At 56.2% G+C, this 13,294-nt stretch carries 16 protein-coding genes and 1 riboswitch; of the genes, 2 read left to right on the forward strand and 14 right to left on the reverse strand.

Features of this window, described 5'->3' with window-relative positions:
* Positions 1-5 precede the first annotated feature (5 nt).
* The 3 genes from IF189_RS12610 to IF189_RS12620 all read right to left on the reverse strand — a co-directional run bounded on the left by IF189_RS12610 (position 6) and on the right by IF189_RS12620 (position 1,594).
* Positions 6-353, reverse strand: a complete 348-nt coding sequence (locus IF189_RS12610; RefSeq protein WP_134826630.1) for a metalloregulator ArsR/SmtB family transcription factor — start codon at positions 351-353, stop codon at positions 6-8.
* A gap of 109 nt (positions 354-462) precedes the next feature.
* On the reverse strand, positions 463-1,083 hold the full coding sequence (locus IF189_RS12615; protein ID WP_192553431.1) for a LysE family translocator: 621 nt from the start codon (positions 1,081-1,083) through the stop codon (positions 463-465).
* 43 nt (positions 1,084-1,126) lie between these two features.
* A complete protein-coding gene (locus IF189_RS12620; protein WP_134826632.1) occupies positions 1,127-1,594 on the reverse strand; it encodes a metallophosphoesterase family protein in 468 nt (155 codons plus the stop codon).
* 202 nt (positions 1,595-1,796) lie between these two features.
* Between IF189_RS12620 and IF189_RS12625 the strand changes: the two genes are divergently transcribed.
* On the forward strand, positions 1,797-2,528 hold the full coding sequence (locus IF189_RS12625) for an NAD-dependent epimerase/dehydratase family protein (protein WP_192553432.1): 732 nt from the start codon (positions 1,797-1,799) through the stop codon (positions 2,526-2,528).
* 224 nt (positions 2,529-2,752) lie between these two features.
* Here the strand turns inward: IF189_RS12625 and IF189_RS12630 are convergent, their stop codons facing one another.
* A complete protein-coding gene (locus IF189_RS12630; protein WP_134826634.1) occupies positions 2,753-4,204 on the reverse strand; it encodes a hypothetical protein in 1,452 nt (483 codons plus the stop codon).
* A 146-nt stretch (positions 4,205-4,350) separates the two neighbouring features.
* On the opposite strand from IF189_RS12630, the gene IF189_RS12635 reads away from it, so the two are divergent.
* Complete coding sequence (locus IF189_RS12635) at positions 4,351-5,253, forward strand: hypothetical protein (protein ID WP_134826635.1); 903 nt, start codon at positions 4,351-4,353, stop codon at positions 5,251-5,253.
* Between the two features lie 140 nt (positions 5,254-5,393).
* Here the strand turns inward: IF189_RS12635 and IF189_RS12640 are convergent, their stop codons facing one another.
* The 10 genes from IF189_RS12640 to IF189_RS12685 all read right to left on the reverse strand — a co-directional run bounded on the left by IF189_RS12640 (position 5,394) and on the right by IF189_RS12685 (position 12,975).
* Entirely contained in the window at positions 5,394-5,843 is a 450-nt protein-coding gene (locus tag IF189_RS12640; RefSeq protein WP_134826636.1) for a hypothetical protein, read from the reverse strand.
* Between the two features lie 72 nt (positions 5,844-5,915).
* Positions 5,916-6,839 (reverse strand): helix-turn-helix domain-containing GNAT family N-acetyltransferase, encoded by a 924-nt coding sequence (locus IF189_RS12645; protein WP_192553433.1) that lies wholly within the window; start codon positions 6,837-6,839, stop codon positions 5,916-5,918.
* A gap of 56 nt (positions 6,840-6,895) precedes the next feature.
* The gene (locus IF189_RS12650) at positions 6,896-7,600 is read right to left on the reverse strand and encodes a phytanoyl-CoA dioxygenase family protein (protein WP_192553573.1); all 705 of its coding nucleotides are present in this window, start codon (positions 7,598-7,600) and stop codon (positions 6,896-6,898) included.
* A complete protein-coding gene (locus IF189_RS12655; RefSeq protein ID WP_192553434.1) occupies positions 7,575-7,898 on the reverse strand; it encodes a gamma-glutamylcyclotransferase in 324 nt (107 codons plus the stop codon). The genes IF189_RS12650 and IF189_RS12655 overlap by 26 nt, the downstream gene beginning before the upstream one ends.
* Positions 7,899-7,963: 65 nt before the next feature.
* Positions 7,964-9,001 carry an alpha/beta hydrolase family protein gene (locus IF189_RS12660; RefSeq protein ID WP_192553435.1) on the reverse strand — a complete coding sequence of 346 codons (1,038 nt, stop codon included), beginning with the start codon at positions 8,999-9,001 and terminating at the stop codon, positions 7,964-7,966.
* A 49-nt stretch (positions 9,002-9,050) separates the two neighbouring features.
* Positions 9,051-9,377, reverse strand: a complete 327-nt coding sequence (locus IF189_RS12665; RefSeq protein WP_134826641.1) for a low molecular weight protein tyrosine phosphatase family protein — start codon at positions 9,375-9,377, stop codon at positions 9,051-9,053.
* Complete coding sequence (locus tag IF189_RS12670; RefSeq protein WP_134826642.1) at positions 9,374-9,568, reverse strand: hypothetical protein; 195 nt, start codon at positions 9,566-9,568, stop codon at positions 9,374-9,376. Before IF189_RS12670 ends, IF189_RS12665 begins: the two co-directional genes overlap by 4 nt.
* Positions 9,569-9,767: 199 nt before the next feature.
* Positions 9,768-10,631, reverse strand: a complete 864-nt coding sequence (locus tag IF189_RS12675; RefSeq protein ID WP_413038527.1) for an ABC transporter substrate-binding protein — start codon at positions 10,629-10,631, stop codon at positions 9,768-9,770.
* A 47-nt stretch (positions 10,632-10,678) separates the two neighbouring features.
* Complete coding sequence (locus IF189_RS12680) at positions 10,679-11,038, reverse strand: (2Fe-2S) ferredoxin domain-containing protein (protein ID WP_134826643.1); 360 nt, start codon at positions 11,036-11,038, stop codon at positions 10,679-10,681.
* Positions 11,038-12,975 carry a TonB-dependent receptor plug domain-containing protein gene (locus IF189_RS12685; protein ID WP_192553437.1) on the reverse strand — a complete coding sequence of 646 codons (1,938 nt, stop codon included), beginning with the start codon at positions 12,973-12,975 and terminating at the stop codon, positions 11,038-11,040. Before IF189_RS12685 ends, IF189_RS12680 begins: the two co-directional genes overlap by 1 nt.
* Before the next feature lie 91 nt (positions 12,976-13,066).
* Positions 13,067-13,273: riboswitch (cobalamin riboswitch) on the reverse strand.
* Between the last annotated feature and the right edge of the window lie 21 nt (positions 13,274-13,294).

Below are 13,294 nucleotides of genomic sequence, written 5' to 3' on the forward strand. Positions count from 1 at the left end.
GGTCCTCAGCAGCAGGCGGATGTATTGAGCGGGCGATCGCCCATGGCGGCGAGTCGCGCGCTGTTTTCTTCCAGCCAGGCGGTGTTGGCATTCAGGGTGGTCTGCAACATCTCGCGTACCCATTCCGGTAACTGCGGATTCAGTCGGTAATACACCCACTGGCCCTGACGGCGATCCAGCAGCAGGCCGCAGGTGCGTAACTGCGCCAGATGACGGGAGATTTTCGGCTGGCTGTCGTCGAGGGCGCAGACCAGCTCGCAGACGCACAACTCGCCTTCACGGGTGATCAGCAGCGTGGCCCGGGCGCGGGTTTCGTCGGCGAGGCATTTGAAAACGGTGGCGGGGGTGAGCATGAACGTGCCCTTGATACATATGGGGTTTCGAATATACGGATATCCATATGTATAGGGCAAGCGCTTGAGTCGAGGAAACTGCACGCGTCGATAGAAGGCGTTGGGCGGCTTACCGCTTGCTGAAGGCCAGCCGCGCGGCAAACAGCACGAAAATCACCCCGGTGGTGCGATCCATCCAGCGAATCACCTTCTCCCGGCGCAGAAATCCCGACAGCGGCTGCGTCGCGCCGATCAGCACCAGCGACCAGATCAATCCCAGCACCACATGAATGCTCACCAGCCCGAATGTCCACGGCACCAGCGGCTGCCCTTGCGGTATGAACTGGGGCAGGAATGATACATAGAAAATCCCCACCTTGGGATTGAGCACATTGCCCAGCATGCCTTTCAAGAACCAGTTGCCTCCCGGCTTGCCGTTGGCTTCGGCGGCTGCCAGCGAGCGGCGAGGGCGCAGCAGCATGTTCAACCCGAGCCACGCCAGATACGCCGCGCCGCAATACTTCAACAGGTTGTAGGCCAGCTCCGACAGCGCAATCAACGCCCCTAGCCCAAACGCCACCGCCGCGCCCCACAGCAGGCAACCGGCGTTGATGCCCAACGCAGCACGCAAGGCCTGTTGCTTGCCTTCGACGGTGGCGGTGCGCAGGACCAGCGCGGTGTCGAGGCCGGGGGTCAGGGTCAGCAGCGTGGCGGCGAGGGTGAAAGCGAGGAGGTTGTCGGCGATGGACATGGCGCGAGGGTTCCCTGTTCTGGATGGGGGAACGGTAGCGGTTTCAGGTGGGAGGATCCAGCAGTGAAACGAGGCGGGGCTCGATAGCGTCTGGCTGTATCTCCAGGATCGCCAGCGTGACCGGCAGTTTGAAGCGACGAGGGCCTGCGCTGCCCGGGTTGACGTAGAGACGGTCACTACGCCATTCGATAAGCGGTTTGTGGGAGTGGCCGGTAATGATGAGTTTTACGCCCGGGTCGAGATCGCCGGGAACGTCGGTGATGTCGTGGACGAGCAGGGTTTGCCAGCCGTTGAGGGTGAACGTCAGCAGGTCGGGGATCTCGTTGGCCCAGGAGCTGTTCAGATCATTGTTGCCGCGCACGGCATGGACGGGGGCGATTTCGGCGAGCCGGGCGAGTATGTCCGGGTTACCGATGTCGCCGGCGTGGATGATCTGATCGCAACCTTGCAGCGCGGCGAGGGCTCCAGGGCGCAGGAGGTTGTGGGTGTCGGAGATGAGGCCGATCTTCATGCGGAACTCCGGGTGGGCAGCAGGATGCTGGTTCCCCCCGTCAGGTCGGGGGGGCACTTCGTACTGTCCAGTATTGCTGGCTCTGGCCTGTTCACGTCCACAGGCAACATTCGACGTTCACACTTTTCACTCATTCTGGACGTTGTGAACCGGTCACAAGCCTGAGACGCTGGCGTGACGCTTACCAAAAGGACATACGGACATGAGCACGCCAAAAATCTTGATCACGGGGGCTTCGGGCCAGATCGGCAGGGCTTTCTGGACCGCACGAGAAGATAAATCCGATTTGCGTCTGGCCGATATAGACGTAACAACACTTCCGGACTCGGCACAACGTTTCTCTCTCGACATCAGGGATCAGGCCAGTTGTCTCGAGGCCTGCGAAGGCATTGACACCGTGATCCATCTCGCTGCCGATCCGAACCCGGACGCCGACTTCACATCTTCCCTGCTGCCTGTGAATATTATCGGCACTTACAACATGCTGTTCGCCGCCAAAGCGCAAGGCTGCAAGCGCTTCATATTCGCGAGCAGTGCCCAGGCGATTGAGGGGTATCCGAAAGACGTCCAGATCCATGAATGGATAGCACCTAAACCGGGCAACCTTTACGGGGTCAGCAAAGCGTTTGGCGAAGCGCTGGCCTCGATGTATGCAAACGATGGGCAAATGACAACGATCGCGGTCTGTATTGCGAACGTAGCCAGATTTCACGCCGGAGAAACCCACAGCCCGCGGGACGTGGCCGCGTTTATCAGCTACAGGGATGTTGTAGCGTTACTGGAACGATGCGTCGAGGCCGATCTGAGCGGGTTCCATGTTGTTCATGGTGTTTCGGATAACCGCTACAAACGGCTTTCAATTGATCAGACCAGAAAAGCTATTGGGTATGCGCCCCTTGATGATTCATTCAAGATTCAGGAAGGGCGGGCTTGATCTGATTGGGGGCGGTATTTTACGGGGCACCTGAGTGAGTCAGGAACGCCCTGCGGACGCGGCAGGAGTGGAAGGGGACTGATTTATTATTTGAATAAATATATCAGTCCCCTTTTTCGTTGTCCCCTTTTTCGTTTCTTTTTCGTTTTCCTTTTTTTTTGTCCCCTTTTATTAGAAAAATATATCAATTAGTGTGCGACTGATAATTATGAGGAAGCATGAAATTACTCATATTCCGAATATGGCGGAGTCAACCCCGCAGCGTAGTATGCGTTGTTGACTTTTATCTTTGCTTTTAGAATATCTAAGCGGAACTGGAGAATGTTATCGTCGGAGGGAAGGGGGCTCTTTTTAAGCTCCTTGTCCAAAATGCTTTGAGATATTTCTAGCTGGGCACTTGAAGTTATTATCTCTTGAGTCTGCCCCCTCTTGGCCGATTCAGCAGCGTCTGCGGTTTTTTTTCTGGCCTCGGGCAATTGATCTTCCACGGTTTTACCTAGATCTCCTGCGGAGGTACTAATTACTTTTGCCAGAGCGACTCCAAATTTATTTGCTTCTCTGGTATGGCTAATGCTGCCTACCGTAGAGATATATCCTGCTTGAGGATAGTCCGCTTTCTGATCGTCACCAAAGCAAGATCGCGGTCCGTTTTTAGAAGTGTATTCTTTGCAAATGTCTTTGGCCCATATAATTCTTCTGGTTTTCAAATCATCGCTTTTTTCTGCAGTCGACAAAGTTTCGATAAGCTTGTCCCTCTCAGGTCGCTGTAATTCCCATCCAGAGCAAAGTGGATCTGCGCTTGATGCTTTAAGTGACTTGCAGTAGCTTATTAAGTTGTCTCGAGCGCCGTTCACCGAGTACACGCTTACTACATCTTTTTTGTATTCGAAATCGTTTGTGATGCCTCCATTGTTAATGTATGAAATGGCCTCGGCACGATCTTTTCCTTTCTTCGCTTGTGCAGTCTGTATTGCACTGACATCGTTTAGCTGAGGAGCGGCAAATGAATCGCTAGTGAGGAAGGTTAGCCGCGGGTCATTGGCTTTTAACTCATACCCTTTCGTAACGTCTGCAAAAGATATAGTGACTGAGCCAAAATTTTGTTCCGCATACTTTGACTTCAATGTTATTTGTAGGTCTACACGCCTGTTTTTTGTCCAAAAGCTGGAGTCCTCAAACTCCTTGATATTTGCATATACTGGTCTAAAGCGGAGAAATTTTTTGTCAATTGGGTCTTGTTCAAGCTTCAGCTCGAAATACATTTGATCGTTTGGCTTCATAGCTCCAAGACTTCGGGCTCCATCCAGAATGCTGAAATCACTTGCACTATAGATACCTTTACGAATTATAAGGCAGTTTTTATTTGAGACAATTTCCCCGAGCGGAGTAACTTTGTAAAATTTAGAGTAAACAGGCTGTGATGCTCTGATGACGGTACTTGTGTCGGCGGATGCCTTTATAGCCGCGCCAACTGCATCTACGGCAGCCTCTGCCGCCTTTGGTATGAGTATAGCGGCTACAGCTACACCAAAGGATTGAGCAGTGCCTTCTTTTTCTTCAGCAGGGCATGACTCATCCCACGTCGCCACGGTCTGCGCCGGCTCTGCACCTAGACAGGTATTAGCAAGCGACAAGGCAATAAAAAAAGTAGTGCTGATTGATATAGAGTGATTCATAGGTCGTCCCCTATTGATAGGCTTTATTCAACTGGCATACCAACTATCTGAATATTTCCAATCTCTTGCTCCTTGCGATTTTTATAATATTGACTAACCTATAGTATCAATGTGCCTTTACGTCAAGGTGTTTTCTAGGAGGGCTCATGGTCAGTAAGCACACCCAAAACTGCCTGGAAATTGCGTCTGCACTAGCAAGGAGTTATCCAGCCTCTATTGGCGTAGATTATGGGTACGTCTATAAGAAAGGGAAAAGATTAAAAAAATTTGGAATTCGCTTCCATGTACCAAATAAAATATCATCAGACAGGTTGTTAAAGGATCACGTCTTGCCAAGGAGTATAAACGGCGTCAGGTGTGACGTTATAGAGCGCATATATTACCCGCACGGCAACAGCTATGATGTTCTGAATCCATTACTGTCTGGAGCACTAATAGGTAACTTGCTTAGGCAAACCTCTGGTACCCTTGGCTTTTTTGCCAAGGATAACTTAGGCCGCATAGGCTTGGTTAGCAATTGGCATGTCTTGGAGGGCAGCTTAGCTTGGAAGAATGAGACAATTCAGCAACCAAGAAGTGCCAGAAATGTTGCAACTACCGTGTCAATGCTAGAGCCAGTGACCGGTTACGATTTTGGATTTGCTGTACTGGATGACGGAATCTCATGCTCTAGTGAAATATTAAATCTTGGGTTTTCTATTGTCGGTGTTGAACAACCAAAGGCTGGAATACTGGTTGTTAAATATGGTGCTGCAACAAAAGAAACGCGTGGAGTTATTGAGGCCTATCCAAGCAAGGATCTTCCAATGGTATATCCAGATCTGAACAATCAAACTTACTTTCTCAAGGCTTTTTGCATTACACCCGTACCCGGTGGCGAGCAGAGAATTAGTGGTCAAGGCGATTCAGGGAGTGTTTGGATAAACCCCGCAACACGTAACCTTGTTGGGCTTCATGTGGGCGGTCTTAAAGGTCGGTCAGAAGTGGCAATTGCTCATTCAGTTGTTGATGTTCTCGATAAGTTACAATTGGAATTATTTATTCAGTGAGAGCGTGGGCGCCGTAGATGGCTGGGGGAAGAGTCATGACATACTCGCTCAAGGATGTTTTTATTGAGGGAAGAGACTGAATTATTATTTGAAAAATATATCAGCCCCCTTTTTGGGAACGTTTCGGAGCGAGTGACGGTTCACCACCAAGATGGAGCGTGCGGTGTTACCTTGAAATCAAGGACCTCCAGGCCAACGAGTAGAGAGCCATCCTTAATCAAAATAACGCCTTCGTGCGATATGACGCTTGCAACCCACTCGGCTTGTGAGGGGTGATAAACGCACAAGCTGTCGCACTCGTCGATAAAGTCGACTTCATTAAGGGCAATAGCTCTAATCAAATCATCGGTTATTGGCAGTCGCTGAGTGCATCTGCCGGCAATATGACCGGCATAAGTTGTTACCGGTATAGCATTGACAGAGGTGGGGGAGTTGACGCGATAGCCAATTACATTATCGACCCTTGACTCTGGATAAAGCCAAATCACCAGTTCAAGTCGCGTCTGATTCGAGAGTTTGGAAAGCAATAGAATTTGCCTGTCAAAGCGGGTCTCTGTGATGAAAAGCGTCGCATCAATGTTGGCTTCCATTTTCCGGGCCCCCCTACTCAGCCAATGTGTCGAGCGTAGACTACAACTAGGGCGAAAGGGCGAAACAGAGCATCAAAGCTCAATCGCCCACGTCTGACTCACCAGCTCCTTCCCAAAGCTGAATATCGGCTCCTCCTCCACCAACTCAAACCCCGCCCGCTGATACAACTTGCGGGCATCAACCAGATTGCTGGTCGTCCACAGAATCATCTTTTTGTACCCGACATCCCGGGCAAACCTCAGGCATTCCTCGACGAGTCGATTGCCGATCCCCAGCCCCCGAGCGCTGGCGTCCACAAACAGCATGCGCAGTTTTGCCGTGGTTGCGTCGTGCCGGATGACAAATACTGACCCGACAACCTTGCCGTCCTTTTCCGCAATCCAGCAGCGTTCGCTGGCAGGGTCGAACTCGCGCAGGTATTTGGCGACGATTTCGGCGACCAGCGCTTCGAACTCCCGGTTCCAGCCGTATTCGCGGGTGTAGATGACGGTTTGTTGCTGCACCACCAGGCCCATGTCGCCGGGTTGTGGGTCTCGCAGCAGGTAGGCGGGTTGCTTGCCGCCCTCGAGCAGGGTCTGGATCTGCTTCATGGACTCGATCAATTGCAGCTGCTGCGGCTCGGCCATGCGTTCGAGCAGGGTGATGACTTCCTGCCGGGAGGCCTGTTCCAGCGGGGCGAGGATTTCGCGGCCGAGGTCGGTGATGTGCAACAGACTGGCGCGGGCGTCGGTGGCGGAAGGGACCTTCTGGATCAGGCCTTTTTTGTCGAAGCCGCTGATGATCCGGCTCATGTAACCCGCGTCCAGGCTCAGCATCTGGCGCAGGTCGGCGCTGGTCAGATCGCCGCCGGAGGCCAGTTCGTAGAGGATACGCAGCTCGGTCAGCGAGTAGTCGCTTTGCAGCAGGTGTTCCTGCAGAACGCCGATCTGGTGGGTGTAGAAGCGGTTGAATTGCCGGACGATGTCGGCTCGATCGATCAGTGGGGTCGCGGACATGGCATGTGCTCGAATAGTTGCCTTGAGCAACTATATAGTTGCCGTAGGCAATCAAGTCAAATGAATTGTCCAGCGTTCCTCAGGGCAAACTCTGCCGGGTCGAACCGTTCGCTGGTGTCCATTCGAATGTTTCTGAGAACCACCGTTTCCGAGTGTGATGCGTAGAGCGTTTCCGAAAAATAAGTGATCAGCAGCGTGCGACGGCGGGCTCCGGTGGCGTTCAGGCTGCCGGCGTGAATGAGATCGGCATCGAAAATCAGGATATCGCTTGCATTGCCCGTCAGTTGCACGGATCGGGACTCGTCAGTGAAATCGAATGGCGGCTCGCCGAGTGCAGGGCGATGGCTGCCGGGGACGATGCGGGTGGCGCCGTTCTCCGGGCCGTAATCGTCGAGATATACCAGCGCGACAGCGGTGTCGCCGGGGCGTTGCGCCGACAAGTCGCGGTGCAACTGCTGGTGGCCGCCACCGGCAAGCGGTTCACGGCCCTCTACCTGTGAAAGAAAGAAGCGTTCGCCGATCAATTCGCCTGCTACGGCCAGCAATGGTGGCAACCGGCACACAGCCTGAACGGTCGGGTCAGTGTCCAGCAGCGAATGGCGCCAATCGATGCCACGAGGCACGGGCCATTCGCTTGAGGGCTTTACGCCGGCGTCGAAGGTGTTCCGAAGCCCGCTCAGCCATGCAGCCGGGATTGCCTGGCGCAGCAGGGCATAACCGTTTTGGTGAAGTTGCCTAGCGCAGGGCGTAGACCCAGGCATCCATTGCCGTCCCGTCATCCAGAGTCACCTTGGTCAGAACCCGCTGATACTCGGCCCCTTCAAACTCATCAAGTGCCGCCCAGTGCTGCTGGAAGTTTTCGGAGGAGAACACAAAGCCTTCAATGACGTCGCCATCTTCAGCAATCACCAGCCCGGGAAATCCCATCGCCGCACCCCAGCCGGCGTGCGACAGACGCCCCTTCAACGAAGCGGCCTGCCAGGTGCCGCCGATGTTGAGCATCACATGCTCGTTCGGACGGCCAGGCCCCAGAGTTCCATAAACGAAGAGACGTTCCACGATTGCTCCTGATGGTCAAAAGGGAGGAATCCTGACGTATCACGAATGCACAGGCAACAGCGTCATCAGTTGGGCAGTGACCGGTTCAGAAACCCGTCGATCAATGCCACAACCTGTTGCTGGATCGCCTCACGCGAACGGCCGCCACCATCCCCGCAAATGATGCCGTCGCCTGGCGAGTCTTCTTCAAGCAACTCCACGGTGCCGGATTTGCAAGATGCCACGAAGCTGAAATGGCTGGCGTCGCTGATCTCGACATACTGCGACGATGCCGAAGGCAGGCGCTGGGCGAGATTGGCCGACTCCAGTTGAGCGGGCAGCTCCTCGGACGGCACGCCAGCGCCAATCACCAGTGTCGGAACCGGCAACGCAGCGAGGCTTGCATCGGTCATCCCCCGTGACAGGCCCAGGTCCAGTGACACGATGGCGCTGACGCGTTTGTCGCTCAAGTCCGCGCTCATCCGGCTTTTTGATTCTGGCGTGTCGGCGACGTTGATTGTCTTGTAGACGGAGCAGCTGGCCAGTTTTTGATGGTCTGCGCAGTCCTTCGCGAAGCGTTCGGGATCGAACCGTGAACCAGCGATTTCGAGGGCAGTCCAGCCGCCGAGTGAATGGCCGGCTACCGCAATTCGACGCATCGAAACGGCACCCAGTTGCTCGGGCTTAGCGGTGACCGCATCAATGACGCGGCTGATGTCGACAGGTCGTTGCCACAACTGTGCAGCGGCTTGGGGACTGCGGTCATGCGTCGTGGTGCCGGGATGGTTGACCGCCGCCACGATGTAACCCTGCCGGGCCAAAGCGGTGGCCAGCCACGCCTGGTTGCTCCAGTTCCCTCGATAACCATGGGAGAGCACTAGTAATGGGTGCTCACCGGCAGTCGGTGGCGCATCGCGCACGGCGGACGTCCCGACGAACACGATATCGTCGGCAATCAATTGCGGGGTGGCGGTGGTTTTGGCGGGATACCAGACGACCATTTCCAGCGGACGGTCGTTGTGCGCGTCCGGCAGTGTAGAGGTCCGGAAGCCGATGGGGTTTTCGTCAGCGTTTGCGCTGGCCGAAAAACAGATCAATAGCAGTATTCCGAAGGTCTTTTTCATTGTTTTGTCTTCCTTGAACAGAACAAGCAATTGTGGGAGGCACAGAGGGTCAAGTGGCGAGGTAGGGTTTCACCGATTCCTCAAGAAGCTCTACCAGCTCAGGATTCATGTACTGATAGTCATCCGGAATATCCAGCGAGTGAATCCGCTTGTGCTCCAGCAGCCGGGCGTATTCGGCCCGCAGACGATTCAGGTGTTTGGTTTCCATCACAAAAATGAAATCGGCCCAGCGAATATCCGCCGGGCCGATGGTTTTGCGTGCATTGGGGCTGGTGCCCGCTGAACGAACATTGAAGCCGGGACGACGGCGCCAAACTTCTTCAGCCGTCGGGCTGCGCCATTGGTTACGACTGCAAATGAACAGTAGATTCATCACTCTTGATCCAGCAGTTGGCGGGTGGAGCGAATGGGATAGCTCATGCCGAGTTGGCGAGCCCTGACCAGCTTGGTGGACCGGATGTACATCAACTTCCAGTTCTTTTCCGGCTTGAAAGTTTGCGGGCGAACCGCTTTGTCACTGCCGTGTTTACGGGCCTGGCTACGTCTCCAGGCGCGGGTTCTGTTCATGTTCTTTCCTCGTGAATACCGGGTTCAGCAGCCGCGGTAATACGAGTTGGGCGTATGGTAAACGCGAATCGGGAGTACCGAAAGCTGCGCGCATTGAAAATCGTCATAAGCCGCCATCATTGGCAGGCGGTTGGGGTTCTCACCAGGATCTCCTCAAACGCCTTTCTGCCGGAGGCAGAAAAAATAAATCTGTCCCCATTTAAAATCCCGAGGCACTGAGCTGCTGTGCCAACTCCAGCACCACCCGGCCACTGCCTGGCGTTGGCAACAGATGCGTAAACGGAATATCGATCATCCGGCCCTCGCGCACGGCTCGCAGGGTCGACAGCACCGGATCCTGCATCAGCAACTGACGCTTGCGACTGGCTGGCGACCATTGCGCATCGGCCAGCAGGATCACGTCGGGGTCACTGGCGAGCAGGGTTTCGCGGCTGACGGTCACACGGTATTGGTCGATGTCGGCGAACAGGTTTCGCGCGCCGGCGGCGGCGAGCAATGTGGTGACGAATCCGCGTCCGCCTTCGCTGTCCAGGCCTATGACTTCGCTGTCGAGATAGAACACGGACCGCGGTTTTCCCGAGCCCGTTAAGGCCTTGGCAGTGTTCAGGTCGGCGTCCAATGCGTTGCGTAACTCTGTGGCGCGTTGCTGTTTGTGCAGCAAGGCGCCGAGGGTCAAGAGGTCGTTGCGAATGTGTTCAAAGTAATCCCGCGAGTGCCCGTTGCAGGCCGACTCCAGCAGATACGAAGCCACGCCGTTGCGCCCCAGTCCGCTGCGTGACGTCACGCCATTGCCGAACGCCGTCGCAAATCCACCGACCACCAGATCCGGTTTCTGCGCATACAACACTTCGCTGGAAGGATAGAGGTGTGAAATCACTGGCGCTCCGAAGTACTCGGTCTGAGGCACGCCGGTATCATCCAGATAGGCCACACCCGCCAGCGCCGAGCCTGCGCCCAACGCCAAGACCAGATCGGCTGCATGCTGATTGAGCGCAACAATCCGCGACGGTGGCGATGCCGGCAGGTGCCAGGTCTCGCCACAATTGCGGTAGTCATCTGCCATAGCCGGAGAAGCGCAAAGCAGGGCACCGGCCAGAAAGAACAGCCTTCTCACAAGCGCTCCTTGATCAGCAGATCCTCGACCACTTCACCGCCCACCAGATGCACTTCGACCAGTCGCTGCGCATCGGCGTGGCTGCGTACGCCATACCAGCAGGTCTCCGGATACACCGTCATGACCGGCCCCAGATTGCACGGGAACTGACAGTGCGTGCGGGTCAGCAAAACCCCGCCCGGTGTCTCGATCCGGTCATGGGCCAGCAAGTGCCGGCGCAGGGTTTTCCATAGCTGCAAGGCGCCGCGCTGGGTGCAGCGCGGGCCGGTGCAGAGGAACACGTGGCGCGCATGCTCGGGAACGTGCGACCAGTCCGGGTGCGAATCGACGCCGTCGGTGGTGATGATGTCAGCCATCAGAAACGGTACGTGTAGCGCACTTCGGAGGTGAACGGCCGTCCGAGGTTGTCGACGTTGTTCGAGCGGCTGGTGACGTAATCGCGGTCGAACAGGTTTTCCACCAGCAGGCTCAACCGGTGTTGGTGGGCACCGTCGAGATAGCGATAAGCGTCGGCGTCCACCACCGAGTAGTGGCCGTACTCGACCTGTTTCGAGCTGATCACATCGCGGATATAGCGGATCGCACCGCCGGCGCCCCACATCCGGTCAACCGACTCGTAACCGATGCGCGAACGGGCGAAGAAGCTCGGTACGTCGTTGATCGTCACTCCCGCGCGGGATTCGGTCAGGTTACGGGTCATGTCCGCCTGCAGGCTCCATTGCTCGTTGAGTGCCAGTTTCGCGTCCGCCTCGAAACCACGCATCTGGATCCGCCCCTGACCGTTGACCCAGTGGATGTCATCAAGGGTAATCAGGTCATCGATCTTGCGTTTGAACAGGGTGACGCTGGCACTGAACTCACGGTCGATCAGCAAGCCTTTGTAATCGAGGCCGAGTTCGGCGTTGCGGCTTTTCTCCGGTTTCAGGTTACGGTTGCCCAGTTCATCGCCCGGTTCGTTGACGAACAGTTGCTCGGCATTCGGCAGTTTGTAGGCCGTGCCGTACTGGCCACGAACAGACCAGTTTTCATTGAGGTCGTACAGCGAAGTGAGCATGCCGACCGTGGCGCTGTCGCCGCCGCTCATGGCTTCGTGGCGGATACCGATGCTCGGGTGCCAGTCGGGCAGGGCATCGATCTTCGGACGCAACTGGGTGTAGAACGCGTGGGCTTCAGCCTTGTCATTGTCGATGATCAACACATCGTCCTGGCCCTTGAACCACTGGTTGTCCGTGCCGAACACCAGCACATGGCCGCCGGGCAACTCGGCCTTGCCTTCGGCCTGCACGCCCCAGTCGGTGAAGCCCCAGTAGTCGTTGTGGTTGATGGTTCGGGTGCCGCCATCGGCGGTGTTGTTGATGCGCGTGTAGCGGGTGTCCCAGTCGTTGATGTGGCCTTTGACGAAGTAGCTAAGGCGTTCGTTGACGTTCTGTTCGAAGGTGGCCGTGGCGATCTGCTGGATGCGGTCGTTGGTGGTCTTGTGGTTGTCCACCGGGCGAGCGAAGTCGAGGTTGGCGTCGGCGTATTGGTAGAACAGTTCCAGGCGCGCGTCATCGGCAAAGGACTGAATCGCCTTGGCGCCGAAGGTGGTGACTTCGTAGGCGCGCTTCTTTTCGCTGTCGTTCTTGATGTCGCGATTGCGAAACGGCTGATAGCCGTCCGAAACGTTATGGCTGACGTAGGCCAGCAGGCCCAGGTCGCCGAAGCCGTTGGTGAAGATGTTTTCGACCCGCGCATCCTCGGTGGTGCCGCCGAACGTATCCACGCCCATGTTCACTTCGCCGGAGGCTTTGCGGCTCTGCGGGCTGCGGGTGACGATGTTGATCACGCCGGACACGGCCTGGGTGCCGAACAGCAGACTCTGCCCGCCCTTGAGCACTTCGATGCGTTCGATGGCGTTGGCCGGCAGGGTGTCCAGGTACAGGCCGCCGTATAGGCGATTGTTCAGGCGCACACCGTCGAGCAGGATCAGCGTGTCATCGTTGCGTCCGCCCAGCAGGGAATAGGTGCCGTAGTCGAACGGGCCGTTTTTCGGCGCGACGTACAGGCCGGGAATGAACATCTGCATCACGCGGCTGACATCGGCGCTGGGGCCGGCGCGTTCGATCTGCTCGCGGGTGACGATCTCGACCTTGCTGCCGAACTGCGCCATGTCGGCGACGGTGGTGGACTCCACGGACGGCGCGGAAACGATTTGCTGAGTGAGTTCAAGCGGCGTGTCGTCCGCCAGCAGCAGGGGGCTGAACAGACAGCCAAGCAACAGGGATGGAGCCGGAGTGTTGAAAGGTTTGATCATCGTCTTCTCGAAAGGATCTTCGCAGAAGAGCATGCAGGAGAAGGCATCGCGCACACGCCGACACCGGCCCATGCCCGCCCACCGCAGGAGTTTGCCAAACAGCATTTCAGGCCGGTCTCCGGGCTCGCGCGTCTGGACGCTTTCACCTTCCCATGGCCGTCTGGCCACAGTGGTGTGTCGAAAGCATCACGCGCCTACCGTTGCGGGGGCAGCACCGGACTGGTTCGAAACGAACGCACCGGTTTCCCGTTTCACCCCATGCACGGCGGCATGGGACACCTGAAACAGGGCGGCATCTGAACACTCGGATGGGCGATCG

It is taken from the genome of Pseudomonas sp. IzPS59, from assembly GCF_014863505.1.
GTDB classification, from domain to species: Bacteria; Pseudomonadota; Gammaproteobacteria; order Pseudomonadales; family Pseudomonadaceae; genus Aquipseudomonas; species Aquipseudomonas kribbensis.

Coding starts and splice junctions, on each gene's coding strand:
- IF189_RS12610 (WP_134826630.1), bottom strand. CDS start 353: ATGCTCACCCCCGCCACCGTTTTCAAATGCCTCGCCGACGAAACCCGC.
- IF189_RS12615 (WP_192553431.1), bottom strand. CDS start 1,083: ATGTCCATCGCCGACAACCTCCTCGCTTTCACCCTCGCCGCCACGCTG.
- IF189_RS12620 (WP_134826632.1), bottom strand. CDS start 1,594: ATGAAGATCGGCCTCATCTCCGACACCCACAACCTCCTGCGCCCTGGA.
- IF189_RS12625 (WP_192553432.1), top strand. CDS start 1,797: ATGAGCACGCCAAAAATCTTGATCACGGGGGCTTCGGGCCAGATCGGC.
- IF189_RS12630 (WP_134826634.1), bottom strand. CDS start 4,204: ATGAATCACTCTATATCAATCAGCACTACTTTTTTTATTGCCTTGTCG.
- IF189_RS12635 (WP_134826635.1), top strand. CDS start 4,351: ATGGTCAGTAAGCACACCCAAAACTGCCTGGAAATTGCGTCTGCACTA.
- IF189_RS12640 (WP_134826636.1), bottom strand. CDS start 5,843: ATGGAAGCCAACATTGATGCGACGCTTTTCATCACAGAGACCCGCTTT.
- IF189_RS12645 (WP_192553433.1), bottom strand. CDS start 6,839: ATGTCCGCGACCCCACTGATCGATCGAGCCGACATCGTCCGGCAATTC.
- IF189_RS12650 (WP_192553573.1), bottom strand. CDS start 7,600: ATGCCTGGGTCTACGCCCTGCGCTAGGCAACTTCACCAAAACGGTTAT.
- IF189_RS12660 (WP_192553435.1), bottom strand. CDS start 9,001: ATGAAAAAGACCTTCGGAATACTGCTATTGATCTGTTTTTCGGCCAGC.
- IF189_RS12670 (WP_134826642.1), bottom strand. CDS start 9,568: ATGAACAGAACCCGCGCCTGGAGACGTAGCCAGGCCCGTAAACACGGC.
- IF189_RS12675 (WP_413038527.1), bottom strand. CDS start 10,631: ATGGCAGATGACTACCGCAATTGTGGCGAGACCTGGCACCTGCCGGCA.
- IF189_RS12680 (WP_134826643.1), bottom strand. CDS start 11,038: ATGGCTGACATCATCACCACCGACGGCGTCGATTCGCACCCGGACTGG.
- IF189_RS12685 (WP_192553437.1), bottom strand. CDS start 12,975: ATGATCAAACCTTTCAACACTCCGGCTCCATCCCTGTTGCTTGGCTGT.